The following is a 25,719-nucleotide window of genomic DNA, read 5'->3' as shown; positions in this document are numbered from 1 at the left end:
TCGCATGGACAGATATTTACTCGACATCAAAGCCGATGACAAACCGGTACTGTTGGAGCGCGTTCTACGTGTGATTCGTCACCGAGGCTTCGTGATCAAACAAGTCGCTGCTACGCAAAACCATGAAAGTAAAGTAGCCAGCGTCGAGATCATCGTCGACAGCGATCGACCAATCTCGTTTTTGATCAATCAAATAGAGAAGTTGTGGGACGTTCGTAAGGTTGAGGTGCTAAAAATCCGCAACGATGAACTGCCAAATCACAACTTACAACAACACGTAAGTGCATAAGGAAGGCAACAAATGGCAACGAAAACTGCAGATTTCATTTGGTTTAATGGTGAGATGGTTCCATGGGCAGAGGCGAACGTTCACGTTCTGACTCACGCAATGCACTATGGTACATCCGTGTTTGAAGGCGTGCGCTGTTACAACACACCAAAAGGCCCAATTGTCTTCCGTCACCGTGAGCATGCACAACGTCTAAAAGATTCCGCCAAGATTTACCGCTTTCCGATACCTTTCTCTGTAGAAGAAATCATGGAAGCGACCCGCGAAACACTGCGCCAAAACAAACTCGACAGCGCTTACATTCGTCCATTGGGTTTTGTCGGTAATGTTGGCTTAGGCGTATGTCCACCAGTTGGCACTGAGATGGATCTAATCATTGCAGCATTTCCTTGGGGCTCTTACTTAGGCGAAGAAGCGCTAGAAAAAGGTGTCGATGCGATGATTTCAAGCTGGAACCGCGCTGCGCCAAACACCATCCCAACTGCGGCTAAAGCAGGCGGTAACTACCTATCTTCACTACTGGTTGGTGGTGAAGCGCGTCGTCACGGTTACGACGAAGGTATCGCACTGAGCGTTGATGGTTACCTATCAGAAGGGGCTGGCGAAAACATCTTCGTTATCAAAGATGGCGTGATCACCACACCACCAGCAACCAGCGCGATTCTGCCGGGCATTACTCGTGATTCGATAATGACGATTGCACGCGATAAAGGTTATGAAGTGCGTGAAGCCAATATTGCACGTGAAGCGCTTTACCTTGCCGATGAAGTCTTCATGACAGGTACTGCAGCTGAAATTGTGCCAGTGGCAACCATCGACAAAATTGAAGTGGGCACAGGTAAACGCGGCCCAATCACTAAAGAACTACAAGCAGCCTACTTTGGCCTATTTGACGGCACCACGGAAGATAAGTGGGGCTGGTTAGACTATGTGTACCCAGAACAGAAGTAAGAAGGATTTAAGAAATGCCAAAATATAGATCAGCAACCACAACACATGGTCGTAACATGGCGGGTGCACGAGCACTATGGCGTGCAACGGGTGTGAAAGAAGAAGACTTCGGTAAACCAATCATTGCCGTCGTAAACTCGTTTACTCAATTTGTTCCGGGTCACGTACACCTAAAAGACATGGGTCAGCTTGTCGCACGTGAAATCGAAAAAGCCGGCGGCATCGCAAAAGAATTCAACACCATCGCGGTTGATGATGGTATTGCAATGGGTCACGGCGGCATGCTGTACTCACTGCCTTCACGCGAACTAATCGCAGACTCAGTAGAATACATGGTCAACGCGCACTGTGCCGATGCCATGGTATGTATCTCTAACTGTGACAAAATCACTCCGGGAATGTTGATGGCATCGATGCGTCTTAACATCCCTGTTATCTTTGTTTCTGGTGGCCCAATGGAAGCGGGTAAAACCAAGCTTTCTGATCAGATCATCAAACTAGACCTTGTTGATGCAATGATCCAAGGCGCGGATCCAAAAGTATCTGATGAGCAAAGCGAGCAGATCGAACGCAGCGCATGTCCAACCTGTGGATCGTGTTCAGGCATGTTCACGGCAAACTCGATGAACTGTCTAACGGAAGCGCTGGGTCTTTCTCAGCCGGGCAACGGTTCTATGCTGGCGACGCACGCAGACCGTGAACAACTGTTTCTTAATGCAGGTCGTCGCATCGTTGAACTGACTCGTCGTTACTACGAGCAAGATGACGAATCCGCGTTGCCACGCAACATCGCAACTTATGATGCCTTCGAAAATGCAATGGCACTGGATATCGCCATGGGCGGCTCGACCAACACCATTTTGCACCTATTGGCTGCAGCGCAAGAAGGTGAAGTGGATTTCGATATGGAAGATATCGATCGCCTGTCTCGCCAAGTACCGCACCTATGTAAAGTTGCACCATCTACTCAGAAATATCATATGGAAGACGTACACCGCGCTGGTGGCGTAATGGCGATTCTTGGTGAATTGGATCGTGCTGGTCTACTGCACAATGATGCTCGCACCGTACTGGGTCTTTCAATGAAAGAGCAGTTGGCAAAATACGACATCATCCAAACTGAAGACGAAGAGGTACTTAAGTTCTACCGCGCAGGCCCTGCGGGTATTCGTACCACCCAAGCGTTCTCGCAAGATTGTCGTTGGGATCGCCTTGATGACGACCGTGCAGAAGGTTGTATTCGCGCGAAAGACAACGCCTTCAGCCAAGAAGGTGGCCTAGCCGTTCTATCAGGCAACATCGCATTGGATGGCTGTATCGTTAAGACAGCCGGTGTTGATGAAAGCATTCTTAAGTTCACTGGTCCGGCTGTGGTATTTGAAAGCCAAGAAGATGCGGTGGAAGGCATCTTAGGAGGTAAAGTGAAAGCCGGTGATGTGGTTGTTATCCGTTATGAAGGTCCAAAAGGTGGCCCAGGCATGCAAGAAATGCTTTACCCAACCACTTACCTAAAATCGATGGGCCTTGGTAAAGAATGTGCACTGCTGACTGACGGTCGTTTCTCTGGTGGTACATCAGGACTCTCTATCGGCCATGCTTCTCCTGAAGCCGCTAACGGCGGTGCTATTGGACTGGTGAAACCGGGCGATATGATCGCGATTGATATTCCGAACCGTTCAATTTCACTCGAAGTGTCTGAACAAGAACTTGCAGAGCGCCGTGCAAAACAAGATGAACTTGGCTGGAAACCTGTTGATCGTCAAAGAGAAGTTTCCTTTGCACTTAAAGCGTACGCGAGCATGGCCACCAGTGCTGACAAGGGTGCAGTACGAGACAAGTCGAAGCTAGAGGGCTAGCAATGATGGAATCTCAACCCGAAAAGAAAGTAAATCAAACTGGCGCAGACTATCTGCGCCAAATCCTTCGCGCACCTGTTTATGAAGTAGCAACAGTGACGCCACTGCAAGAAATGCCTCGTTTATCAGCACGTATCGGGAATAACGTACAGATCAAGCGCGAAGATCGCCAACCCGTGCACTCATTTAAATTACGCGGTGCGTACAACATGGTGGCAAGTTTATCTGAAGCGCAGAAAGCCGCTGGTGTCATCGCTGCATCGGCAGGTAACCACGCTCAAGGCATGGCACTGTCTGGCACTAAGCTGGGAATCAAAACCACTATCGTGATGCCAAAGACCACGCCGGATATCAAAGTCGACGCAGTACGCAGCTTTGGTGGCAATGTGGTACTACACGGCAGCAACTTTGATGAAGCAAAAGCAGAAGCCGAACGTTTGTCAGAGCAATATGGCTATACTTTTGTGCCCCCCTTTGATCACCCACTGGTGATCGCAGGTCAAGGCACCATCGGTATGGAAATGCTGCAACAAAATGGTCACCTTGATTACATCTTTGTTCCTGTCGGTGGCGGCGGTTTGGCCGCTGGTATTGCGGTACTAGTGAAGCAGTTAATGCCAGAAATCAAAGTCATTGCCGTAGAGCCGGAAGACTCATCTTGTCTTAAAGCCGCGCTGGATGCTGGTGAACCAGTGGTACTAGACCAAGTCAGCATGTTTGCCGATGGCGTCGCAGTAAAACGCATTGGTGAAGAGACTTTCCGCCTGTGCCAGAAGTACATTGATGGCCATATTGCGGTCTCTAGTGATGAAATCTGCGCAGCCGTAAAAGACATCTTTGAAGATACCCGTGCGATTGCTGAGCCTTCGGGTGCGCTTGCTCTGGCGGGGCTGAAGAAATTTGCTGAACAGAACAAGCTGAAAGACAAAAACCTAGGCACGGTACTGTCTGGCGCAAACACCAACTTCCACGGGTTACGTTATGTGTCAGAACGTTGCGAGCTAGGTGAAAAACGTGAAGGTTTATTGGCAGTGACGATCCCTGAACGCCAAGGAGCGTTCTTTGAGTTCTGTAACTTGATTGGCGGCCGTGCAGTTACGGAGTTTAACTATCGTTATAACGATGACGAACTCGCTAATATCTTTGTCGGTGTTCGTCTGCAAGGCGGTCAAGAAGAGTTGGAAAACATCATTCACGATCTACGTGAAGGTGGCTATCCGGTGGTTGACCTTTCTGATGATGAAATGGCGAAGCTACACGTTCGCTACATGATCGGCGGGAAGCCATCGAAGCAACTCAAAGAGCGACTCTACAGCTTTGAATTTCCAGAGTACCCAGGTGCCTTGCTGAAATTCTTAAGCACTCTTGGTACCCATTGGAATATTAGCTTGTTCAACTACCGTAACCACGGCGCAGACTACGGACGCGTTTTATGTGGTTTCGAGTTAGATGAAGGAGATTTAGCTCAGTTTTCTGCGCATTTACGCGAACTTGGCTATCAATGCAAAGACGAAACAGACAACCCGTCTTACAAGTTCTTCCTGTCATAAAACGCCACATTCCAAACATATCAAATAAAACACCTCGCTATTGCGAGGTGTTTTTTTATGACTGTAACCAATCTTGATATAGCTGATTAGGCGATCCTAGGTAATCCACCATCCATTGGATCAATTTATGATTATCATCTTTGCGCCAGACCAAGCAACAATGACTGAGCGGCTTATCATCTGGCATCACCTTCTCCACCAGCACACCATCATTGATCAGTGGCGTTGCAATATGACGTGGCATGTAACCCACGCCAACTCCATTTTTCAAACATTCAATTGCACTGTACCAGTTGGGTAGTAACAATCGGCGTTGTTGCGGGTAATGGCCAGTATGGCGCTTTGGCAGCACGTTTGAAGTATCATCAAGGCAGATCGCCGGAAATTGACTCACAAACTCTTCAGTAAGCACTTGTTGGCGAACACAGGGATGAGCGGGAGACATCACAAATGCCCAATCCAATACGCCCATATCTTTGACTTCAAAATCCCCACCAACGGGAACCGCAGATGTCGCGCCAACGACAATGTCGGCTCTACCTTGTGCTATGGCTTCCCAAGAGCCATTAAATACTTCCATATTGATCTGCAATTCAGCAAATTCAAACTCGCGATAAAAATCTTCCACCAAAGGTTTGAGCTTCTCTAACTTCACCACGTTATCTAAGGTCAGCTTTAACGTGCTCTTCCATCCTTGAGCTGCTCGGCGTGTTTGTGCTTTCACCTCTTCCATTTGACGCAGCAAAGAGCGAGCCTCAGCCATAAAAAGTTCACCTGCTGGAGTTAACTCCACTTTCCTCGGTAAGCGTCGAAACAGCACCACATCTAAATCTTGCTCGACCTGCCTTACTCCATAACTGATGGCTGAAGGGACTTTATGCAGCACCTCAGCCGCAGCGGTGAAACTGCCTAAACGGGCAACCGTATCCAGCATTTCCAGAGACGCTTTAGAGAACATGATTTAACCTTTCAAAAAATTTGATTGATAACCAACAATTTTAGCGTTTTATTTTCTTAAAATCGAAAAATAGAATAATAAGGTAAATAAATCAGGGTTGGCGCCAACTGATGTTGATTAAAAAATGATTAAATAATTTGACTGGTTGAATCATGAAAATATCAAAACTACAGCTCATTTATCTGGCAGCATTATCGATGCTTGGCTTCGTTGCTACCGATATGTATCTGCCAGCATTCAAAGCGATGGAAATCGACTTTGCAACAGGCCCTGAGCAAATAGCGCTCTCTTTAACGGTATTCCTAGTTGGTATGGCGGTTGGCCAGCTAATGTGGGGATTGGCATCCGATAAATTTGGCCACCGCAATACACTCGCAGCCGGGTTAGTGCTGTTTACTATCGCGTCATTCGGTTTGGCTTTCTGTGACCAAGTATGGCAACTACTGACACTGCGCTTTATCCAAGCTATCGGTGTATGTGCACCAGCCGTGATCTGGCAAGCCATGGTCATTAAACGCTACTCAAGCAGCAGTCAGCAAATTTTCGCAACGATCATGCCGTTAGTCGCGCTATCACCAGCACTAGCACCTCAATTAGGGGTAGTGTTGGCAGATAACTTCGGCTGGCACAGTATCTTTATTACGCTGACACTAGTTGGTGTCTTCTTGGTCTTTGCGACAATGGCCCAAAAAGACGAGAAAGCAGAAATCAAACAAACCAGTATGTCTGCCGACATCAAAGCGCTGCTGAGTTCTAAAAAATACCTTGGCAACGTGTTTATGTTTGCGACGGCTTCGGCTGCATTCTTTGCTTACCTAACTGGTATGCCAGAAATCATGGCGCAACTAGGCTATGAAGCAAAAGATATTGGTTTGAGCTTTATCCCACAAACTATCGCGTTTATGGCTGGTGGTTACTTGGGTAAAGTCGGCGTTCGTAAATTTGGTGATGAAAAAGTTCTACGTCAATTGATTGGACTATTTAGTGTCGCGGCAATAATGATATTCATTGCCTCACAATGGGAACTGTCTTCTATCTGGCCAATTCTAGCGCCTTTCTGTTTAATTGCGGTAGCCAATGGTGCGCTATACCCAATCGTAGTAAACCACGCGTTGGCAAGTGCTAAGCAAAGCCCTGCAACAGCTGCAGGCTTGCAAAACAGCTTACAAATTACTGTGAGCAGTCTATCAAGCGCATTAGTTGCTGCAATGGCAAGCCAAGCTCAAATGGTAACGGGCGTTGCAATCATCATCTGTATGGGTGGTCTTTGGATGGGTTACATCTTATCTAACCGTGAATTGTCTCAGCACTTCACGACTCCAGACAATGCTCGTGTAGTGAGTGAAGACGAACTTTAATTGTTCAGATAATAAAAAAGAGCCGCGTAATGCGGCTCTTTTTGTTTATAAGCTTTTCAACCCCCACTTCTTGGCAGTCAGCTTGAAAAAGCCTTGGGTCTTTTTCAGCTCAACCCAATGGTTGATGTAATTAATCCATACTTGATCGTCTTGCGGCAACAGCATCGCAATTGGTGTCGGTTTACGCGGAGCGGTCACTGGTACTATCGCCAGTTGTTTAAACTTGTCCACCAACGTCGCTGCTTCCACATTGGACGTCACCGATACATCGGCCCTGCGAGCTAGTAATTCTTGGAAGTCGCGCGCTGGCGCTTCAATCACAATGTGTTGAGCCAGCGGGAAAAACTCTTTCACCATTTTTTCTTGCACCGTTCCTAGTGTCGCCGCGACTTTCACATCAGGCGTATTAAAATCTGCCCAATCAGAGAATTTGGCGAGATCTTTCTTTTGCACAACGGGTACAAAGGCAAGGTAGAAATACGGTTGGCTGTATCCAGCGACTTTCGCGCGCGACATATTCAGGGACGCGCTGCCAGTAATATCGTATTTGTTGGCGGTAATGCCATTGACTAGTGTCTTCCAATCCGTGGCTACATACTCTACTTTTACACCGAGATCTTTAGCAAGCTCTGTCGTTACGTCGATATCAAAGCCACGATAACTGTTGGTTGCAGGGTCTTTCATCGTCATCGGATTCCAATCTCCCGTCGTTCCAACACGGAGTACACCACTGTCTAAAATGGATTGAAGACGGCTTTCAGCATGAGCAATTTGAGTTGCAGCAAGTAAACACATTCCTAGCGCTAGTAAAATCTTTTTCATTTTTATTCCCTTAAAAATAATGACCTTATACGGTTTAATGATTAACCTTTATTAAAGCTCTATTGATAACATAGCAGCAACAATGGAAGTTTTTTAGTTAATTCAGGGAGTAAATGTGACCTTTCGAACTCTATGGCTGATTTCGCTGCTGTTGCTCACAGGTTGCTCAGATTATCAATGGGGCTGGTATGTACTCGATCCCTCTACGGAGCAAGGACTCACCAATCTGAAGTTTTTAATCGCCGGATTTAGTGACACCATCCAAGTATCACTCCTCAGTATGTTATTTGCGATGACATTAGGTTTAATCATCGCCCTACCGGCTCTGTCGAACTCTCCCTACTTGAAGTGGATCAACCGCATTTATGTCGAGGTAGTCCGCTCAGTGCCTGTTTTAGTCTTACTACTTTGGGTGTATTACGGCATGCCAACGCTGTTGGATGTCTCACTCAATCACTTTTGGGCGGGTGTTATTGCCCTGACCATTGCTGAGAGTGCGTTTATGGCGGAGGTGTTTCGCGGCGGAATCCAAGCCATCAGTCGTGGCCAGCATGAAGCGGCTGAATCTTTGGGCTTAAGCTATTGGCAAAAGATGCACTTGGTAATTCTTCCCCAAGCGTTTCGACAAATTCTCCCACCATTGGGAAATCAATTTGTGTATATCCTGAAGATGAGTTCTTTGGTTAGTGTGATTGGTTTGAGCGATCTCACTCGCCGTGCCAATGAGCTGGTGGTGAATGAGTACTTACCCCTAGAGATTTATACCTTCCTCGTTTTGGAGTACTTGTTGCTCATTCTATTCGTATCCCAAGCTGTTCGTTGGCTCGAAAAACGCATCGCCATTCCCAGTTACTAACGATGAAGCCTTTAGCTAGAAACAACAAAGCCGCTCTTGTTGAGCGGCTTTGACAATATAGCGACAGAGTGCAGGTACTGCTTATTTCTGTTTTACAGGGCGTTGCCAGCCATTAATTTTGCGCTCTTTGACGCGAGTAATCACTAACTCGCCTTCTTCAACATCTTTTGTCAGCGTCGTGCCTGCACCGATGGTTGCGCCATCAGCGATAGTGACAGGCGCCACCAACTGGCTATCAGAACCAACAAAGACATCATTACCGATGATGGTTTTAAACTTGTTCGCACCATCGTAGTTACAAGTAATCGTACCGGCACCGATGTTCGTACGTTGACCGATTTCAGCATCACCAAGGTAAGTTAGATGGTTCGCTTTTGAGCCTTCTCCGATACGCGCATTTTTCACTTCTACGAAGTTACCCACATGGGAATCGTTACGCATCTCAGCACCAGGACGAAGACGAGTAAATGGACCAACGGTACATTCTTCACCAACCGTTGCACCTTCAATCACACTGTAAGGGCGAACGATGGTGTTGTCGTCGATTTCACAATCTTTCAGTACACAACCCGCACCGATAACCACGTTATCACCGAGTGATACTTTACCTTCGATGATAACATTCACGTCAATTTCACAGTCCATACCGCACTGCAACTCACCACGCAAATCAAAGCGTGCTGGATCGCGTAGCATCACACCTTGCTCTAGTAGCTTCTGAGCTTGCATTGATTGGAAAGCACGCTCTAAACGAGCAAGCTGTGCGCGGTCGTTGACCCCTTCCACCTCAATGGCATTGACTGGGTGTACTGCTTCAACGGCGCGACCTTCATCGTGTGCGGCTGCAATAACGTCAGTTAGGTAGTACTCGCCTTGCGCGTTGTTATTGTTTAAGCCAGACAACCAACGCTTAAGATCCCCACCAGTCGCAACCATCACGCCAGTGTTGATCTCTTTAATTTGCTTTTGTTCTTCCGTTGCGTCTTTTTGCTCAACAATCGCAACAACAGGACCATTTTTACGAATAATACGACCATAACCTGTAGGGTTATCAAGCATCACTGTAAGCAGTGCAATACCACCAGTTGGTTGAGCATCCAACAAGTTCTCGATGGTTTCGGCTGAGATTAATGGCACATCACCATAAAGCACGAGGATTTTCTCATCATCTTCAAAGCGAGGAGATGCTTGGTCAACCGCATGGCCAGTTCCCAACTGATCCGCTTGCAGCACCCAGTTTACTGGCTCTTCAGCAAGAGTGGTTTGCATTTGATCACCACCGTGACCAAATACTAAGTGAATATTTTGTGCACCAAGACCAGTACATGTATCAATCACATGTTTTGCCATTGGCTTCCCTGCCAAAGTGTGTAGCACTTTAGGCATGTTCGAATGCATACGGGTACCTTTACCCGCAGCAAGAATCACAGCACTGAATTTCATTGAGAACCTATTGACGTTTTATGTTAATTGGCCGTTATTTTAAACAGCTCTTTTAAAATAGTTAATGGAGTAAGGTAAATTTCCAACTAAAATTAATCAAAAAGGCGACCATTTGGCCGCCTTTTGTCATGCAACGTTGCTAATTGAGCTTAGCGACGCTTTTTTGTCAGCTCGATAACTCGTAGCTGAGCAATGGCTTTAGCCAGTTCACTGGCCGCTTGTGCGAAGTCCATGTCACCATGCTGATTCTGGATTTGCTCCTCAGCTCGGCGCTTGGCTTCTTCTGCCTTCGCTGCGTCTAGCTCTTCACCACGGATAGCGGTATCAGCCAGTACAGTCGCTGTACCAGGCTGAATCTCTACCATACCACCAGAAACATAAATGATTTCTTCGTGGCCGTGCTGTTTCACAATACGCACCATACCAGGCTTGATAGCGGTCAGCAGCGGTGTGTGACCATGGAAAATACCAAGTTCACCTTCGCTACCGGTCACCTGAAACGTTTCAACACGACCAGAGAAGATTTTCTTCTCAGCGCTTACTACGTCTAGGTGAAAGGTTATTGCTGCCATATCGCCTCCTAGTTAGCCTTATAGCTTCTTCGCATTCTCAATAGCATCGTCGATGCTACCGCAGTACATGAATGCCTGCTCAGGAATGTCGTCGTATTCACCAGCTAGTAGACCTTTAAAACCACGTAGAGTCTCTTTTAGAGGTACGTAAATACCAGGGTCACCTGTAAATACTTCTGCTACGTGGTAAGGCTGAGTTAGGAAACGCTCAATCTTACGTGCACGAGATACAACTTGCTTATCTTCTTCAGATAGCTCGTCCATACCTAGGATAGCAATGATGTCTTTCAGCTCTTTGTAGCGCTGAAGTGTCTGCTGAACGCCACGAGCAACTTCGTAGTGATCTTGACCAACTACTAGTGGATCAAGCATACGAGATGTTGAATCTAGTGGGTCGATCGCAGGGTATAGACCCATTGCCGCGATGTTACGGTTAAGTACAACCGTTGCATCCAAGTGCGCGAACGTTGTTGCTGGAGACGGGTCAGTCAAGTCATCCGCAGGTACGTATACCGCCTGTACAGACGTGATAGAACCTGATTTCGTTGACGTGATACGCTCCTGAAGTACACCCATCTCTTCTGCAAGAGTTGGCTGGTAACCTACCGCAGAAGGCATACGACCTAGCAGTGCCGATACCTCTGTACCTGCAAGTGTGTAACGGTAGATGTTATCAATGAACAGTAGTACGTCACGACCTTCGTCACGGAAACGTTCTGCCATTGTTAGACCAGTCAGTGCAACACGTAGACGGTTACCTGGAGGCTCGTTCATCTGACCGTAAACCATTGCTACTTTAGATTCTTCAGGCTTCTCAACGTTTACAACGCCCGCTTCCTGCATCTCGTAGTAGAAATCGTTACCTTCACGAGTACGCTCACCAACACCCGCAAATACGGATAGACCTGAGTGCTGTAGTGCGATGTTGTTGATAAGTTCCATCATGTTAACGGTCTTACCTACACCAGCACCACCGAATAGACCGATTTTACCACCCTTAGCGAATGGACAAATTAGGTCGATTACTTTAACGCCCGTTTCTAGAAGTGCGATCTCGTTTGATTGTTCTTCGTAGCTTGGTGCGCTGCGGTGGATAGAGTAAACCTCTTCCGCGCCCACTTCACCACGCTCATCAATCGCGTCACCTAGGACGTTCATGATACGACCTAGAGTTTTAGTACCGACTGGTACTGAAATTGGAGCGCCAGTGTTAACCACTTCAACTCCACGACGTAAACCATCAGAGCTACCCATTACGATACAACGAACTACGCCACCGCCTAGCTGTTGTTGAACTTCAAGAACTAGACGCTCTTTTGAGTCCGTTACGTTTAGAGCGTCATATACACTAGGTACATTGCTCTGTGGGAACTCTACGTCGACTACCGCACCGATGATCTGTACGATCTTACCTGTAGCCATCGTTAATCCTCTAAACTATTTCGTTTTACCTAAGCTTAAACCGCAGCTGCACCACCAACGATTTCCGATAGTTCTTGTGTGATCGCAGCCTGACGGGCTTTGTTGTACACAAGTTCCAAATCGTCAATCAAGTTGGTTGCGTTATCCGTTGCAGCCTTCATCGCAATCATTCGAGCCGCTTGTTCACAAGCAAGGTTCTCAACCACACCTTGGTATACCTGAGACTCTACGTAACGCACTAGTAGCGTATCCAGTAGAGGTTTTGGCTCAGGCTCATAGATGTAGTCCCATGAGTGCTCACGCTGCATCTCTTCGCTGTCCGATTTAGGCAAAGGTAGCAATTGATCGATCGTTGGTTGCTGAACCATAGTATTCACAAACTTGTTGAATACTACGTATAGACGGTCCAGTTCACCTTCATCGTATTTCTTCAGCATTACGCCAACAGAACCGATTAGGTCTTCTAAGCTTGGGTTATCACCCAGGCCAGAAACCTGTGCCGCAACTTTTGCGCCACCATGTTTAAAGAAAGCTGTTGCTTTTGAGCCAACAACGGCAAGCTCAATCTCAGCACCTTTCTCTCTCCATGCTTGCATGTCTGTAACGGCTTTTTTGAACACGTTAATGTTCAAACCACCACACAGACCACGGTCTGTCGAAACGATGATGTAACCAACACGTTTAGCTTCACGCTCTTCTAGGTACGGATGACGGTACTCTAGGTTTGCGTTAGCCACATGACCGATCACTTTACGCATTGTTTCAGCGTATGGACGAGAAGCTTCCATTGCATCTTGAGAACGACGCATTTTTGAAGCTGCTACCATTTCCATCGCTTTCGTAATTTTCTGCGTGCTTTTAACACTACCGATTTTATTACGTATCTCTTTTGCGCCGGCCATCGTTACTCTCCGTTAGTTGGTGGCAGAAACTGCCACCGACCTAATTACCAAGTTTGGGTTGCTTTGAAGTCGTCAGTCAGTTTCTTCAACTGAGCTTCGATTTCATCGTTGTAAGCGCCAGACTTGTCGATCTCAGCTGCTAGTTCAGCGTATTGACCGCGAGCGTACGATAGTAGAGCCGCCTCGAAATCTAGAACTTTGTTAAGTTCTACATCATCAAGGTAACCGCGCTCTGCCGCGAAGATAGTTAGAGCTTGGTCAAATACAGACATTGGAGCGTACTGCTTCTGCTTCATTAGTTCTGTTACTTTTTGACCATGGTCTAGCTGTTTCTTCGTTGCTTCATCAAGGTCAGAAGAGAACTGAGCAAATGCAGCTAGTTCGCGGTACGCAGCTAGTGCTGTACGGATACCACCTGATAGTTTCTTGATGATTTTCGTCTGAGCTGAACCACCTACACGAGATACTGAGATACCTGGGTCAACCGCTGGACGAACACCAGCGTTGAATAGCTCAGTTTGTAGGAAGATCTGACCATCGGTAATCGAGATTACGTTAGTCGGTACGAATGCTGAAACGTCACCGGCTTGAGTTTCGATGATAGGAAGAGCAGTCAATGAACCAGTCTTACCTTTCACTTCACCGTTAGTGAAACGTTCTACGTACTCTTCGTTTACACGAGCTGCACGCTCTAGTAGACGCGAGTGTAAGTAGAATACGTCACCTGGGAATGCCTCACGGCCTGGTGGACGTTTAAGTAGTAGAGAGATCTGACGGTAAGCTACCGCTTGCTTAGATAGATCATCGTAAACAATCAGTGCGTCTTCACCGCGATCGCGGAAGTATTCACCCATCGCACAACCTGCGTATGGCGCTAGGTATTGCAGCGCTGCAGATTCAGAAGCTGATGCAACTACAACGATCGTGTTTTGTAGTGCGCCGTGCTCTTCTAGTTTGCGAACTACGTTAGCGATAGTCGATGCTTTCTGACCAATTGCTACGTAGATAGAGAAAATACCAGAGTCTTTCTGGTTGATGATCGCGTCGATCGCCAGTGCTGTTTTACCAATCTGACGGTCACCGATAATAAGCTCACGCTGACCACGACCGATTGGGATCATTGAGTCAACTGACTTATAACCAGTTTGCACAGGTTGGTCTACCGATTTACGGTCGATTACACCTGGTGCGATCACTTCTACAGGCGAAGTCATTTTCGCTTCGATTGGACCTTTACCATCGATAGGCTCACCCAGCGTGTTTACTACGCGGCCTAGTAGTTCTGGACCAACTGGCACTTCAAGAATGCGGCCAGTACCTGTAACTTTCATGCCTTCCTTAAGGTCAGCATATGGGCCCATTACAACCGCACCAACCGAGTCACGCTCAAGGTTAAGTGCCAGTGCATAACGGCCACCCGGTAATTCAATCATTTCACCTTGCATCACGTCCGCTAGGCCGTGGATGCGGATGATACCATCGCTTACCGATACGATAGTACCCTCGTTGCGAGCTTCACTAACAACTTCGAAAGATTCGATACGTTGTTTGATTAGATCGCTAATTTCCGTGGAATTAAGTTGCATGCTCCAATCCCCATTAAGACTGCAATGCATCGCTCAGGCGGTTCAAACGACCACGCGCTGAGTCATCGATGACTAGGTCTCCGGCTCGAATAATAACCCCACCAAGTAGGGTCTCATCTACACTGCAATTCAGCTTCACTTTGCGTTCAAGACGCTTTTCAAGTTTGCTGCCAATGTTTGCAAGTTGCTCATCAGAAAGTTCTGTTGCTGAAATGACTTCAACATCAATTTCTTTCTCATGCTCTTTCTTCAGAGTGTAAAACTCTGTGCAAACATCAGGAAGGGCCGCTAAACGACCATTCTCAGCCATCACCTTCAAAAGGTTTTGACCGTGCGTATCAACTTGTTCGCCGCAAACTGCAACAAAAATCTCTGCCATTTTATCAGCAGAAACCGAACCGGTTAGAAGTTCGTTCATTTGTTCGTTTTTGGCCACTTCAGCAGCAAAAGATAACATTTGGCCCCATTGGTCCAACTGGTCTTTCTCTAAAGCAAAGTCGAAGGCTGCTTTAGCATAGGGGCGTGCGATAGTAGTCAAATCAGACATATGCGCCCCCAGACTTAAAGTTTTGCAGTAATGTTGTCGAGAATATCTTTTTGCGCATCTTTATCGATAGAACGCTCAAGGATTTTCTCAGCACCAGCTACAGCCAGAGTAGCAACTTGTTTGCGCAGGTCATCGCGCGCACGATTGCGTTCAGCTTCAAGTTCTGCTTCTGCTTGCGCTAGGATTTTCTGGCGTTCTGCCTGAGCTTCCTCGCGAGCTTCATCAAGAATTTGAGACTTGCGCTTGTTCGCTTGTTCGATGATCTCAGTTGCTGTGCGCTTCGCTTCTTTCAATTGATCAGAAGCGTTGGCTTGTGCTAGATCCAAGTCTTTCGCAGCACGTTCTGCTGCTTGAAGGCCATCAGCAATTTTCTTCTGACGCTCTTCGATCGCTTTCATCAATGGTGGCCATACATACTTCATGCAGAACCACACAAATAGTGCAAACGAGATTGCTTGACCTAGCAGAGTTGCGTTTATGTTCACAACAGCTACCCCTCTATTTGGACTTAGTGTTAATCAGTGACAAGCGCTAATCGCTCGTCCCGAGTTAAAGGTGATTAACCTAGTTGACCAACGAATGGGTTTGCGAAAGTGAATAGTAGCGCGATTACGATACCGATCATTGGAACCGCATCAAGTAGACCCGCGATGATGAACATCTTAACTTGTAGCATAGGAGCCATTTCTGGTTGACGTGCAGCACCTTCTAGGAATTTACCACCTAGCAGTGCGAAACCAATCGCTGTACCAAGAGAAGCAAGACCGACGATAATACCTACGGCGATTGCAGAAAAGCTCAGTAAAGTTTCCATTACTATCTCCAATTTATAGTTGTTGGCTTAGTGCCCAAATAAAAAGCTTTAAAAAAATTAATGATCAGGATCTTCGTGTGCCATTGACAGATAAACAATTGTCAACATCATGAATACGAAGGCTTGAATCGTAATAACCAAGATATGGAAGATTGCCCACGGTAGTGAACCCATCCATTGTAAGTACCATGGTAGCATTGCCGCACAAAGAATGAATACAACCTCACCCGCGAACATGTTACCGAATAGACGCATACCAAGTGATAGAGGTTTCGCCAATAGCGATACCACTTCAATCAGTAGGTTAAACGGAATCATAAGTGGGTGATTGAATGGATGTAGTGCAAGTTCTTTTGCGAATCCACCTAGACCTTTCACTTTGATGCTGTAGTAAATCATCAATGCAAAAACGCCTAGAGCCATAGCCATGGTGATATTCACATCAGCAGACGGTACAACCTTAAGGTAAGGGATACCTAGCCAATGTTCTGCTGGGTACGGTAAGAAGTCGATAGGAACTAAGTCCATCACGTTCATCAAAAATACCCAACAAAAGATAGTCAGTGCTAAAGGCGCGATCAGTGGGTTGCGTCCATGGAACGTGTCTTTGACGTTATCGGCGACAAATTCAACGATCATTTCTACAGCACACTGAAGCTTACCCGGTACACCCGCTGTTGTTCTCTTCGCTACTTTGTAAAAAATTCCGAGGAAGATTAAACCAGTAAACCAAGAAAAAAACAGGCTATCGATATGTACGTTCCAGAAACTTGTCTCCGACCCTACTAAACCCAACTTATACAGCGATAGGTTAGAAAGGTGGTGGGCAATGTAACCGGACGATGTTAGCGCTTCACCTGGCGCAGCCATAACTCATCCTATTTTTTGTTGTTAATGAATAGCACTGGTGCACAGATATTAATACCTAGTACCAGCAAATAGGTTAGTTTGAGGGGAACAAGTTCCACCTGCATATACATGTAGGCAACATAGAACAGTGCAACCGTGATGAGAATTTTCAGTACTTCACCCGTATAGAAGGAAGCCGCGATGCGCTTGGCAGCGCGAGCCCCACTAAACATGAAAGCACACAGCGCGAATACTGCATTGGCAACAACAAAAATGCCTCCGCCAATCAGCGCTGAAAATCCCCAGTCAGGATTTATGGCTACCGCCATTCCTGCTGCCACAAAAATAACCGCGCCAGACTGGATCATTAACAATTGCCTTGCGAGCTCTCGTCCTGGTCTAGCTAACGCAGCTACCATGTATTCGTACCTCTAGTAATATCCACTTCGCACTAAACTCTCTGTGCTGGGAAATTGGCGAAAATTATACGTTCAGTTCAACGTAAAGCAATTCGATTGCATCAAAAACTTACAGTTTTGTTTACAAAACGACAACTTTCGCACAAAATTCGATTAATTAGATTAATTGACCTAAATCAATTATCTCATCTAGGCCTCAAGCTTGGCAATTAGTTGGTCCAATTTGTGAGGCTCATCAAGACTTATCGTCAATTTCGCTTTTCCGTTTGCAGAACGGGTCAAAGAAACTTTTGCATCAAGCAGCTGACTCAATTTATGCGACATTTGCTCAGCTTCGGTATCTTCTTGTTGCCCTTTTTGCTCATTTTGTGGGGCTAAGCACTTTTTTACTAACTGTTCGGTTTGGCGAACAGTCATTTGCTTTTTCGCGACTTGTTGAGCAACCTCAACCTGCTTCTCACCCTGCAAGGCCAATAGCGCTCGCGCATGACCCATTTCTAGCAATTTATCCGCAACCAAGCTTTTCACATCGGACTCAAGCTGGTTTAAACGTAACAAGTTACTGACTGTCGTTCTCGACTTACCAATCACTTCTGCGACTTGTTGATGCGTAAGCGTAAATTCGTCTTGTAAGCGCTCAAGCGCTTGTGCTTCTTCAATCACATTCAAGTCTTCACGTTGAATGTTCTCAATCAGCGCCATCGCAATTGCAGCGCGGTCTTCGACTTTCTTCACCAAACACGGCACGCGTTTTAAACCAGCCTGCCTTGCCGCACGCCAGCGGCGCTCACCTGCGATGATCTCAAACTGACCACTTTCAACCTGGCGAACCACGATTGGCTGAATAATGCCTTGTGACTGAATCGAAGCCGCTAATTCTTCTAGCGCTTCAGGCGCCATATCTTTACGCGGTTGGTATACGCCCGGTTGCAATTGACCAATCGCTAAGTCGGTTAACTCACCGTCTGCCGATAATTCTTGGCTATGCGATGCAATATGCTGTTTTTCACGAGCAAACGAACTGGTCGACAATAACGCATCCAGTCCTTTTCCGAGACCACGCTTAGACATGGGGTTGAATTCCTTAGGTTAGAGTTAAACTGGGATTTCTTCGCGGCGGAGCATTTCGCCCGCTAGAGCAAGATACGCTTTGGCCCCTGCAGAGTACTTATCGTAGTACATCGCTGGTTTACCGTGACTTGGCGCTTCGGCCAAACGCACATTACGCGGAATGACGGTACGGTAAACTTTATTGCCAAAGTGTTTTTTAAGTTGATCGGACACTTCATTCGATAGGCGATTGCGCGGGTCGTACATAGTACGCAGTAAACCTTCGATTTTGAGGTTTTCATTAACCACAGCCGCTAACTTGCTGATTGTGTCCATAAGAGCAGTTAAACCTTCTAACGCAAAGTATTCACATTGCATCGGCACCAGCACAGAATCAGCTGCCGCCATCGCATTGATTGTAAGAAGGTTTAGAGAAGGAGGACAATCAATAAAGATGAAATCATAGTTATCGCGAACTGACGACAATGCATTTTTTAAACGCACTTCGCGAGCGAACACTTCCATCAATTTGATCTCTGCCGCGGTTACGTCACCGTTCGCCGCGATCAAATCATACTTCCCTGTGGTTTGGGTACAAACGACTTGATCGAACGGTGTATCTTCGACCAAAAGATCGTATGCGGTGGCATCGACCATATACTTATCCACGCCACTGGCCATCGTAGCATTGCCTTGCGGGTCGAGATCGATCACCAAAACCTTGCGCTTTGTTGCCGCCATCGAAGCCGCTAAGTTAATGCACGTTGTTGTTTTGCCGACCCCACCTTTCTGGTTGGCGATTGCTACAATTTTACCCACGATTACCTCGCTAATTTTCCTTGCGCGATAAGATTACTAGATGACGATCACCTTCCAACTCAGGAACAGCTAAAGATATGATCTCTGTCACACTGCACCATTCAGGAAGCTGATCCATTTCATCTTTAGGGTGCTGTCCTTTCAGCGCTAGAAACACCCCATGCTCTTGTTTCGGCAAATGGTGGCACCATTCCACCATGTCTGTCATTGAAGCAAAAGCTCGACTCAAAACGCCATCAAATTTTTCTTCAGGTTGGAATTCTTCGACGCGACTTTGAATTGGTGTCACGTTTTTCAGCCCTAATGTGTGCACGACTTGCTTGATAAAACGGATGCGTTTGCCAAGACTGTCGAGCAAGAAGAAGGTCTTCTCAGGGTTCATGATTGCCAAAGGTATGCCCGGTAAGCCCGGACCAGTACCAACATCAATAAAGCGCTCACCGGGCAGGTGTGTGCTCACCACGATGCTATCAAGAATATGTTTCACTAACATATCAAGCGGATCGCGCACCGACGTTAAGTTGTACGCTTTGTTCCACTTATCGAGCAGTTCGACGTAACCGACCAATTGCTCTCTTTGTTGCTCTGACACTTCTAAATCGGTTTTCGCGATCAGTGAATCCAGCTTTGTTCGCAATGCGCTCATTATTCTTCCTCACCTTTCTTCAGCAAACCATGCTTTTTCAAGTGAACAAGTAGAATAGAAATTGCAGCAGGCGTAATACCAGAAATGCGCGATGCAATACCGATGCTCTCTGGTTTGGCTTCACTCAGTTTAGCAACGACTTCGTTTGATAAACCTTTTACATCGCGGTAATCCAAATCTGCGGGTAGCTTGGTATTTTCGTGACGCAATGATTTTTCGATCTCTTCCTGCTGACGCTTGATGTAACCATCGTATTTTACTTGAATTTCAACTTGCTCCGCCGCTTGCTGATCTTCAAGTGCAGGAGCAAACGCTTCAAGTTGCGTCAGTTGCGAATAAGTGATCTCTGGACGACGCAGAAGATCCTCACCACTCGCTTCACGTGCCATTGGGGTTTTCAGCAGCTTGTTCAGCTCATCAACGCCTTCTGATTTCGGATTCATCCACGTTGATTTCAAACGCTGACGTTCCGTTTCCATGTTATTGAGTTTCTCGTTAAAGCGAGCCCAACGAACATTGTCAATCAAGCCTAACTCGCGTGCTTTTTCCGTTAAACGTAAATCGGCGTTATCTTCACGTAGCAACAAGCGGTATTCCGCACGAGAAGTGAACATGCGGTACGGTTCTTTGGTACCCATGGTCGATAAATCATCAATCAATACGCCCATGTAAGCTTGGTCACGACGTGGGCTCCAGCCTTCTTTGTCTTGGCTGTACAAGCTTGCGTTTAGACCGGCCATCAAGCCTTGCGCTGCGGCTTCTTCGTAGCCAGTCGTACCATTAATCTGACCAGCAAAGAACAGACCATGAATAAACTTGGTTTCGTACGTTTGCTTCAAATCACGTGGATCGAAGAAATCGTATTCAATCGCATAACCAGGACGAACGATATGCGCATTTTCAAAACCTTTCATTGAGCGAACGATTTGTACTTGCACATCAAATGGCAAGCTAGTCGAGATACCGTTAGGGTATAGCTCGTGCGTCGTTAATCCTTCTGGCTCAATGAAGATTTGGTGGCTATTTTTATCCGCAAAACGCATCACTTTGTCTTCAATCGACGGGCAGTAACGCGGACCAATGCCTTCAATCACACCCGCGTACATCGGACTGCGATCCAAGTTGCTACGGATCACGTCGTGCGTTTGCTCATTGGTGTGCGTAATAAAACATGGGATCTGACGCGGGTGTTGTTCGCGTTTACCCATGAATGAAAATACAGGGGTAGGGTTATCACCGTGCTGAGCTTCAAGCACTGAAAAATCAACAGTGCGAGCATCAATGCGCGGTGGGGTACCCGTTTTTAAACGATCCACACGGAATGGCAGCTCACGTAATCGATCCGCTAATGCGATCGACGGTGGATCCCCTGCACGTCCGCCTGAAGAGCTCTCCATGCCAATGTGGATCTTACCACCAAGGAACGTACCTACCGTTAGTACGACGGCTTTCGCATGGAAGCGAAGTCCCATTTGAGTCACCACGCCAACCGCGCGGTCTTGCTCAACAATCAGATCATCCACTGACTGCTGGAACAGCGTTAAGTTAGGTGCATTTTCTAATGCGTTACGGACGTACGCTTTGTACAGAGCACGATCCGCTTGAGCTCGAGTCGCCCGAACTGCAGGACCTTTGGAGGCATTTAGTGTACGGAATTGAATACCTGCATGGTCGATGGCTTCAGCCATCAAACCGCCCATAGCATCCACTTCTTTTACTAGGTGACCTTTACCAATACCACCAATCGCCGGGTTACAAGACATCTGGCCTAATGTATCGATGTTATGGGTAAGGAGAAGCGTTTTTTGTCCTGTGCGTGCAGATGCGAGCGCGGCTTCCGTTCCTGCGTGTCCGCCACCGACAACAATGACGTCAAAGTTTTCGTGATAAAGCATGAACTGACCTCAGGTATTCAAAGGGATTTAATGGACAGATAAAGGAGCCGTATTTTACCTGCTTTATGCCACAGAGAAAAACGTTTTCTCGTTTTATCCGTTTTAAGCTTCAAGATAAATATATATAAGATCTATATATATGATCTTTTATTAGATCTACTATTAGGATCGACCGTTTCTGTGGATAACCTAAAAATGATCAACAAGATCATGGATCTTCTTTGGATCATATCTTGTGATCATGATTGGATCAGATCGAGGATTACCTGGGATCAAAAGTGGTAGTTATACACAGAGGGTAAAATTGATCAAAGTTGTTATTGGGATAACTAAAGGAAAATCACTGGATCTTATCGTAGTTATCCACAGCTCGTTTGGTTGGTTTTTGAGCAGTTAAACAAAATAATTTGACGGGAGTTATTCACATTGGGGAAAACAGAGCCGAATTTCGACTCTGTTGAAGGGAAAGCGGGGAGCTTAAAAGCGTTCGATATTCTCTTTTAACCATGCCTCAGCGGCGTCTTCGGGTACTGCATGGCTCAGTACATCAATCTTAAGACAATCAGCGAGCGGTGTGGCACCAATGTCCTCTAGTAAATCATAAGCGTGTTGACCAGCGGCGCAGAACGTATCATAGCTTGAATCACCAATCGCAATCACTGCGAACTTTACGTCGGTCATTTTCGGCGGGGTATTTTGTAATGCCGCGATAAAAGGTTGAATATTATCAGGGTACTCACCAGCCCCATGGGTTGAGGTGATCACCAACCACGTTCCTTGATTTTCGATCTCATCAAGGGATGGCTGGTTGTGGATCGTTGTTTCAAATCCATTCTCGTTGAGTAGATCACTCAGGTGATCCCCTACGTATTCTGCGCCACCTAGCGTGCTGCCTGTAATAATGTGGATCATACTTCTTCCTTATTGAATGCGACGGCTAAAGCTCATGGATGGCTTGCCGTACAAAAAGAAACGCGGTGTGAGTTAAGCTCAGCACCGCGCGTTCGATTATTTACTTCCCGATACAGAATGAAGAGAAGATTCGGCCCAGTAAGTCGTCAGAACTGAACTCGCCGGTAATCTCGTTGAGATGCTGTTGGGTGATGCGCAGCTCTTCTGCCAGTATCTCACCAGCCATATAGCCTTCAAGCTGTTCTTGGCCTATTTGAAGGTGCTGTGCGGCGCGCTCCAACGCATCGAGGTGACGGCGACGAGCCATAAAGCCACCTTCACTGTTGCCTGAGAATCCCATGCATTCTTTGAGGTGTTCACGCAGAGCTTCAACCCCTGCACCAGTTTTCGCTGACAAGCGGATGAGGGTAGGGTTATTGACGTGGCAGATCCCCATCTCTTCACCCGTTTGATCCGCTTTGTTTCGGATCACGGTTATGCCGATGTTGTCTGGTAGGCGATCCACAAAGTCTGGCCAGATATCTTTCGGATCGGTGGCATCGGTTGTGGTGCCATCCACCATGAACAAGACGCGGTCTGCTTGAGCGATTTCATCCCACGCGCGCTCGATACCGATTTTCTCGACTTCGTCGGAGGCATCACGCAGACCTGCTGTATCAATGATGTGCAGTGGCATACCATCAATGTGGATATGCTCACGCAGGACGTCACGCGTGGTACCTGCGATGTCGGTTACGATTGCAGACTCTTTGCCTGATAACGCGTTCAGTAGGCTTGATTTGCCCGCATTTGGACGACCAGCAATCACGACTTTCATCCCTTCACGCATGATTGCGCCTTGGTTGGCTTCTTTGCGCACCGCATCTAGGTTGTCGATGATGGCTTGTAGGTCACCAGCCACTTTGCCGTCGGCCAGAAAGTCGATCTCTTCTTCTGGGAAGTCGATGGCTGCCTCAACATAGATACGCAAATGAATCAGCGACTCAACTAAGGTATTAATGCGCCCTGAAAAGGCGCCCTGTAAGGATTGCAGCGCCGATTTTGCTGCTTCTTCAGAACTTGCATCAATGAGGTCTGCAATTGCTTCTGCTTGAGCGAGGTCGAGTTTATCGTTCAGGAACGCGCGTTCAGAGAACTCACCAGGGCGAGCTGCTCGAATACCATCAATACCTAGAATGCGTTTTATCAGCATATCCATCACGACGGGGCCGCCATGGCCTTGCAGCTCAAGTACGTCTTCACCTGTAAATGAGTGCGGGTTAGGGAAGTACAGAGCGATGCCCTGATCAAGCACAGTGCCATCTTCTGACTTAAACGGCAGGTACTCTGCATAGCGGGGCTTTAGTGTCTTACCCGTGACTTCTAACGCCACTTGGTTGGCTTTAGGGCCTGATACTCGAATAATACCGACACCGCCACGACCAGGCGCGGTCGCTTGAGCGACAATCGTATCTGTAGTCATAATTTTGCCTTTTGAGCTGGGCTCAAATTGAGCCATAACTTTAGTTAGCTGAATTGTAATCAGCCAAAAACAAAAAGGCGACCTTTTGGCCGCCTTTCTCAATCATTTCCTAAAAGGTTACTTGCTGTGTAAGCCTTTTTTCTCTAACCCTTTGTAGATCAGAGTTTGCTGGATAAGCGTTACGATGTTCGACACCAACCAGTACAGAACGAGACCTGATGGGAAGAACAAGAAGAAGAAGGTAAACATAACCGGCATAAAGGTCATGATCTTCTGCTGCATTGGATCCGTTACCGTTGTCGGGCTCATCTTCTGGATTAGGAACATAGACGCACCCATCAATAGCGGCAGGATGTAGTAAGGGTCCTGCGCTGACAAGTCGTGAATCCAACCAAAGAATGGTGAGTGACGAAGCTCTACCGATTCCATTAGCGCCCAGTATAGTGCGATGAAGATAGGCATCTGTAGGATAAGAGGTAAACAGCCACCTAGTGGGTTCACTTTCTCTTTCTTGTACAGTTCCATCATTTCTTGGCTCATGCGCTGACGGTCATCACCGATGCGCTCACGCATAGCTTGCAGCTTAGGCTGAAGCATACGCATTTTCGCCATAGACGTGTATTGCGCTTTTGTTAGTGGGTACATTGCACCACGAACGATGAAGGTCAGACAGATGATTGCCACACCCCAGTTACCAACAAAGCTCTGGATGAATGAAAGCAACATATGAAGAGGCTTCGCAATGAACCATAACCAGCCGTAGTCCACTACTAGGTCTAGGTTAGGTGCCACTTCTGCCATTTCATCTTGCAGTTTTGGACCAACCCAAAGTGTTGCTTCAAACTTAGCCTGATCGCCTGTTGCGATAGTTTTGTTCGGCATACGAACGCCGATGTCGCCTAGGTTGCCAATTACACGAGTGTATAGGTTAGTACCTGGTTCGTTACGTGGGATCCAAGCTGCGGCAAAGTAATGCTGAATCATTGCTGCCCAACCTTGGCCATCGGCTAGGTTTAGAGACAGGTTGCGATCCTGCATATCATCAAAGCTGTACTTCTTGTAACGCGTATCTTCTGTTGAGTATGCGCCACCACGGTAAGTAGGCATTGTGATGCTACCACCATCGTCCATTAGGTTTTGACGTAGGTGTGCGTACATACCAAATGTTGCGTTGTTGCCTGAGTTGTTCACTACATCGTATTCAACATTAAGCGCGTAGCTGCCGCGTTTAAAGATGTAAGTTTTGGTGTATTCGATGCCGTTTGTAGTGAATGTCATCGGAACGCGAAGTTCATCTTGACCGTCAGCCATTGTGAAGCTGTCTGCACTTACGTTGTAGTGAGGGCGATTTGTGCTGCTCAAGTCGATACCTTGAGGACCCACTAGACCGCTTTGAGCGATAAATTGGTGACCTTGATCGTCTTTAAGCAGAACAAAGGAATCTGATGAATCTAACTCAGCAGAGTATTCGTTAAGGTTGGCATGTACCACATCGCCACCAACGGTGTCGATCGACAGAGTTAAAACATCAGTCGTTACTGTGATAGTTTTTGCAGAAGCTTGCTGTTGACCAGGAACTGGGTCAAGTTCATCAGCAAAAGATGGTGCAGGTAGAGTGCTGCTTGATTGAGCCTGTTCAACTGCTTGAGGTTCTGGATTCTTTGCAACTTGCCATTGTTGAAACAGCAAAAAAGAAACCAGGGCCAAACCGATGAGCAGGATATTACGTTGAGAATCCATC

25 protein-coding genes are annotated in these 25,719 nt (G+C 46.9%); 6 read left to right on the top strand and 19 right to left on the bottom strand.

Annotated elements, in window-relative coordinates:
• Positions 1-4 precede the first annotated feature (4 nt).
• Genes ilvM through ilvA form a run of 4 tightly spaced genes read left to right on the top strand, consistent with a single transcriptional unit; the run spans position 5 to position 4,646 of the window.
• A complete protein-coding gene (gene ilvM, locus VEA_RS02145; RefSeq protein ID WP_005378958.1) occupies positions 5-289 on the top strand; it encodes an acetolactate synthase 2 small subunit in 285 nt (94 codons plus the stop codon).
• Positions 290-301: 12 nt separating this feature from the next.
• Positions 302-1,240, top strand: coding sequence for a branched-chain-amino-acid transaminase (ilvE, locus tag VEA_RS02140; RefSeq protein WP_005378953.1), 939 nt, complete (start codon positions 302-304; stop codon positions 1,238-1,240).
• Between the two features lie 14 nt (positions 1,241-1,254).
• Positions 1,255-3,096 (top strand): dihydroxy-acid dehydratase, encoded by a 1,842-nt coding sequence (ilvD, locus tag VEA_RS02135; RefSeq protein ID WP_005394064.1) that lies wholly within the window; start codon positions 1,255-1,257, stop codon positions 3,094-3,096.
• Positions 3,097-3,098: 2 nt separating this feature from the next.
• Positions 3,099-4,646, top strand: coding sequence for a threonine ammonia-lyase, biosynthetic (ilvA, locus tag VEA_RS02130; RefSeq protein WP_006742916.1), 1,548 nt, complete (start codon positions 3,099-3,101; stop codon positions 4,644-4,646).
• A 55-nt stretch (positions 4,647-4,701) separates the two neighbouring features.
• Here the strand turns inward: ilvA and punR are convergent, their stop codons facing one another.
• Entirely contained in the window at positions 4,702-5,604 is a 903-nt protein-coding gene (gene punR, locus VEA_RS02125; RefSeq protein WP_006742915.1) for a DNA-binding transcriptional activator PunR, read from the bottom strand.
• A gap of 152 nt (positions 5,605-5,756) precedes the next feature.
• Between punR and punC the strand changes: the two genes are divergently transcribed.
• A complete protein-coding gene (gene punC / locus VEA_RS02120; protein WP_006742914.1) occupies positions 5,757-6,962 on the top strand; it encodes a purine nucleoside transporter PunC in 1,206 nt (401 codons plus the stop codon).
• A 45-nt stretch (positions 6,963-7,007) separates the two neighbouring features.
• Here punC and VEA_RS02115 read toward each other — a convergent pair whose 3' ends face one another.
• The gene (locus VEA_RS02115) at positions 7,008-7,784 is read right to left on the bottom strand and encodes a transporter substrate-binding domain-containing protein (RefSeq protein WP_005394073.1); all 777 of its coding nucleotides are present in this window, start codon (positions 7,782-7,784) and stop codon (positions 7,008-7,010) included.
• Positions 7,785-7,899: 115 nt separating this feature from the next.
• On the opposite strand from VEA_RS02115, the gene VEA_RS02110 reads away from it, so the two are divergent.
• The gene (locus tag VEA_RS02110; protein WP_006742913.1) at positions 7,900-8,640 is read left to right on the top strand and encodes an amino acid ABC transporter permease; all 741 of its coding nucleotides are present in this window, start codon (positions 7,900-7,902) and stop codon (positions 8,638-8,640) included.
• Between the two features lie 81 nt (positions 8,641-8,721).
• Here the strand turns inward: VEA_RS02110 and glmU are convergent, their stop codons facing one another.
• The 17 genes from glmU to yidC all read right to left on the bottom strand — a co-directional run bounded on the left by glmU (position 8,722) and on the right by yidC (position 25,718).
• The gene (gene glmU, locus VEA_RS02105; protein WP_005394079.1) at positions 8,722-10,083 is read right to left on the bottom strand and encodes a bifunctional UDP-N-acetylglucosamine diphosphorylase/glucosamine-1-phosphate N-acetyltransferase GlmU; all 1,362 of its coding nucleotides are present in this window, start codon (positions 10,081-10,083) and stop codon (positions 8,722-8,724) included.
• A gap of 149 nt (positions 10,084-10,232) precedes the next feature.
• Positions 10,233-10,655 carry a F0F1 ATP synthase subunit epsilon gene (locus VEA_RS02100; RefSeq protein ID WP_005378937.1) on the bottom strand — a complete coding sequence of 141 codons (423 nt, stop codon included), beginning with the start codon at positions 10,653-10,655 and terminating at the stop codon, positions 10,233-10,235.
• A gap of 18 nt (positions 10,656-10,673) precedes the next feature.
• Complete coding sequence (atpD, locus tag VEA_RS02095; RefSeq protein WP_005383849.1) at positions 10,674-12,077, bottom strand: F0F1 ATP synthase subunit beta; 1,404 nt, start codon at positions 12,075-12,077, stop codon at positions 10,674-10,676.
• Between the two features lie 35 nt (positions 12,078-12,112).
• Positions 12,113-12,979 carry a F0F1 ATP synthase subunit gamma gene (atpG, locus tag VEA_RS02090; protein ID WP_005394082.1) on the bottom strand — a complete coding sequence of 289 codons (867 nt, stop codon included), beginning with the start codon at positions 12,977-12,979 and terminating at the stop codon, positions 12,113-12,115.
• 44 nt (positions 12,980-13,023) lie between these two features.
• Positions 13,024-14,565 carry a F0F1 ATP synthase subunit alpha gene (gene atpA / locus VEA_RS02085; RefSeq protein WP_005394084.1) on the bottom strand — a complete coding sequence of 514 codons (1,542 nt, stop codon included), beginning with the start codon at positions 14,563-14,565 and terminating at the stop codon, positions 13,024-13,026.
• Between the two features lie 13 nt (positions 14,566-14,578).
• Positions 14,579-15,112, bottom strand: a complete 534-nt coding sequence (gene atpH, locus VEA_RS02080; RefSeq protein ID WP_005394085.1) for a F0F1 ATP synthase subunit delta — start codon at positions 15,110-15,112, stop codon at positions 14,579-14,581.
• 14 nt (positions 15,113-15,126) lie between these two features.
• Positions 15,127-15,597 carry a F0F1 ATP synthase subunit B gene (gene atpF, locus VEA_RS02075; RefSeq protein WP_031780375.1) on the bottom strand — a complete coding sequence of 157 codons (471 nt, stop codon included), beginning with the start codon at positions 15,595-15,597 and terminating at the stop codon, positions 15,127-15,129.
• Positions 15,598-15,671: 74 nt separating this feature from the next.
• Positions 15,672-15,926, bottom strand: coding sequence for a F0F1 ATP synthase subunit C (gene atpE, locus VEA_RS02070; RefSeq protein WP_002540812.1), 255 nt, complete (start codon positions 15,924-15,926; stop codon positions 15,672-15,674).
• 57 nt (positions 15,927-15,983) lie between these two features.
• Positions 15,984-16,796 (bottom strand): F0F1 ATP synthase subunit A, encoded by an 813-nt coding sequence (gene atpB, locus VEA_RS02065; RefSeq protein ID WP_005378922.1) that lies wholly within the window; start codon positions 16,794-16,796, stop codon positions 15,984-15,986.
• Between the two features lie 8 nt (positions 16,797-16,804).
• Positions 16,805-17,194: a F0F1 ATP synthase subunit I gene (locus tag VEA_RS02060; protein WP_005378921.1), complete on the bottom strand. Its 390-nt coding sequence runs from the start codon at positions 17,192-17,194 to the stop codon at positions 16,805-16,807.
• A 189-nt stretch (positions 17,195-17,383) separates the two neighbouring features.
• On the bottom strand, positions 17,384-18,265 hold the full coding sequence (locus VEA_RS02055) for a ParB/RepB/Spo0J family partition protein (RefSeq protein ID WP_012841266.1): 882 nt from the start codon (positions 18,263-18,265) through the stop codon (positions 17,384-17,386).
• A gap of 24 nt (positions 18,266-18,289) precedes the next feature.
• Positions 18,290-19,063 (bottom strand): ParA family protein, encoded by a 774-nt coding sequence (locus VEA_RS02050; protein WP_005383838.1) that lies wholly within the window; start codon positions 19,061-19,063, stop codon positions 18,290-18,292.
• A gap of 10 nt (positions 19,064-19,073) precedes the next feature.
• Entirely contained in the window at positions 19,074-19,709 is a 636-nt protein-coding gene (gene rsmG / locus VEA_RS02045; RefSeq protein WP_005394093.1) for a 16S rRNA (guanine(527)-N(7))-methyltransferase RsmG, read from the bottom strand.
• On the bottom strand, positions 19,709-21,604 hold the full coding sequence (mnmG, locus tag VEA_RS02040; RefSeq protein WP_012841265.1) for a tRNA uridine-5-carboxymethylaminomethyl(34) synthesis enzyme MnmG: 1,896 nt from the start codon (positions 21,602-21,604) through the stop codon (positions 19,709-19,711). The genes rsmG and mnmG overlap by 1 nt, the downstream gene beginning before the upstream one ends.
• Positions 21,605-22,081: 477 nt before the next feature.
• Positions 22,082-22,516 carry an FMN-binding protein MioC gene (gene mioC, locus VEA_RS02035; protein WP_005394096.1) on the bottom strand — a complete coding sequence of 145 codons (435 nt, stop codon included), beginning with the start codon at positions 22,514-22,516 and terminating at the stop codon, positions 22,082-22,084.
• A 100-nt stretch (positions 22,517-22,616) separates the two neighbouring features.
• Positions 22,617-23,978 carry a tRNA uridine-5-carboxymethylaminomethyl(34) synthesis GTPase MnmE gene (gene mnmE, locus VEA_RS02030; protein WP_012841264.1) on the bottom strand — a complete coding sequence of 454 codons (1,362 nt, stop codon included), beginning with the start codon at positions 23,976-23,978 and terminating at the stop codon, positions 22,617-22,619.
• A 117-nt stretch (positions 23,979-24,095) separates the two neighbouring features.
• The gene (gene yidC / locus VEA_RS02025) at positions 24,096-25,718 is read right to left on the bottom strand and encodes a membrane protein insertase YidC (RefSeq protein ID WP_006743367.1); all 1,623 of its coding nucleotides are present in this window, start codon (positions 25,716-25,718) and stop codon (positions 24,096-24,098) included.
• Position 25,719: the final 1 nt, after the last annotated feature.

It is taken from the genome of Vibrio antiquarius (assembly GCF_000024825.1).
GTDB classification, from domain to species: domain Bacteria; phylum Pseudomonadota; class Gammaproteobacteria; order Enterobacterales; family Vibrionaceae; genus Vibrio; species Vibrio diabolicus.
Note: the sequence above shows the minus strand (reverse complement) of the source record. Positions and strands in the feature narration are given on the sequence as shown.

Excerpts from the sequence above, each read along its gene's own strand:
- ilvM (WP_005378958.1), top strand. The coding sequence starts at position 5 with ATGGACAGATATTTACTCGACATCAAAGCCGATGACAAACCGGTACTG.
- ilvE (WP_005378953.1), top strand. The coding sequence starts at position 302 with ATGGCAACGAAAACTGCAGATTTCATTTGGTTTAATGGTGAGATGGTT.
- ilvD (WP_005394064.1), top strand. The coding sequence starts at position 1,255 with ATGCCAAAATATAGATCAGCAACCACAACACATGGTCGTAACATGGCG.
- ilvA (WP_006742916.1), top strand. The coding sequence starts at position 3,099 with ATGATGGAATCTCAACCCGAAAAGAAAGTAAATCAAACTGGCGCAGAC.
- punR (WP_006742915.1), bottom strand. The coding sequence starts at position 5,604 with ATGTTCTCTAAAGCGTCTCTGGAAATGCTGGATACGGTTGCCCGTTTA.
- punC (WP_006742914.1), top strand. The coding sequence starts at position 5,757 with ATGAAAATATCAAAACTACAGCTCATTTATCTGGCAGCATTATCGATG.
- VEA_RS02115 (WP_005394073.1), bottom strand. The coding sequence starts at position 7,784 with ATGAAAAAGATTTTACTAGCGCTAGGAATGTGTTTACTTGCTGCAACT.
- glmU (WP_005394079.1), bottom strand. The coding sequence starts at position 10,083 with ATGAAATTCAGTGCTGTGATTCTTGCTGCGGGTAAAGGTACCCGTATG.
- VEA_RS02100 (WP_005378937.1), bottom strand. The coding sequence starts at position 10,655 with ATGGCAGCAATAACCTTTCACCTAGACGTAGTAAGCGCTGAGAAGAAA.
- atpD (WP_005383849.1), bottom strand. The coding sequence starts at position 12,077 with ATGGCTACAGGTAAGATCGTACAGATCATCGGTGCGGTAGTCGACGTA.
- atpG (WP_005394082.1), bottom strand. The coding sequence starts at position 12,979 with ATGGCCGGCGCAAAAGAGATACGTAATAAAATCGGTAGTGTTAAAAGC.
- atpA (WP_005394084.1), bottom strand. The coding sequence starts at position 14,565 with ATGCAACTTAATTCCACGGAAATTAGCGATCTAATCAAACAACGTATC.
- atpH (WP_005394085.1), bottom strand. The coding sequence starts at position 15,112 with ATGTCTGATTTGACTACTATCGCACGCCCCTATGCTAAAGCAGCCTTC.
- atpE (WP_002540812.1), bottom strand. The coding sequence starts at position 15,926 with ATGGAAACTTTACTGAGCTTTTCTGCAATCGCCGTAGGTATTATCGTC.
- atpB (WP_005378922.1), bottom strand. The coding sequence starts at position 16,796 with ATGGCTGCGCCAGGTGAAGCGCTAACATCGTCCGGTTACATTGCCCAC.
- VEA_RS02060 (WP_005378921.1), bottom strand. The coding sequence starts at position 17,194 with ATGGTAGCTGCGTTAGCTAGACCAGGACGAGAGCTCGCAAGGCAATTG.
- VEA_RS02055 (WP_012841266.1), bottom strand. The coding sequence starts at position 18,265 with ATGTCTAAGCGTGGTCTCGGAAAAGGACTGGATGCGTTATTGTCGACC.
- rsmG (WP_005394093.1), bottom strand. The coding sequence starts at position 19,709 with ATGAGCGCATTGCGAACAAAGCTGGATTCACTGATCGCGAAAACCGAT.
- mnmG (WP_012841265.1), bottom strand. The coding sequence starts at position 21,604 with ATGCTTTATCACGAAAACTTTGACGTCATTGTTGTCGGTGGCGGACAC.
- mioC (WP_005394096.1), bottom strand. The coding sequence starts at position 22,516 with ATGATCCACATTATTACAGGCAGCACGCTAGGTGGCGCAGAATACGTA.
- mnmE (WP_012841264.1), bottom strand. The coding sequence starts at position 23,978 with ATGACTACAGATACGATTGTCGCTCAAGCGACCGCGCCTGGTCGTGGC.
- yidC (WP_006743367.1), bottom strand. The coding sequence starts at position 25,718 with ATGGATTCTCAACGTAATATCCTGCTCATCGGTTTGGCCCTGGTTTCT.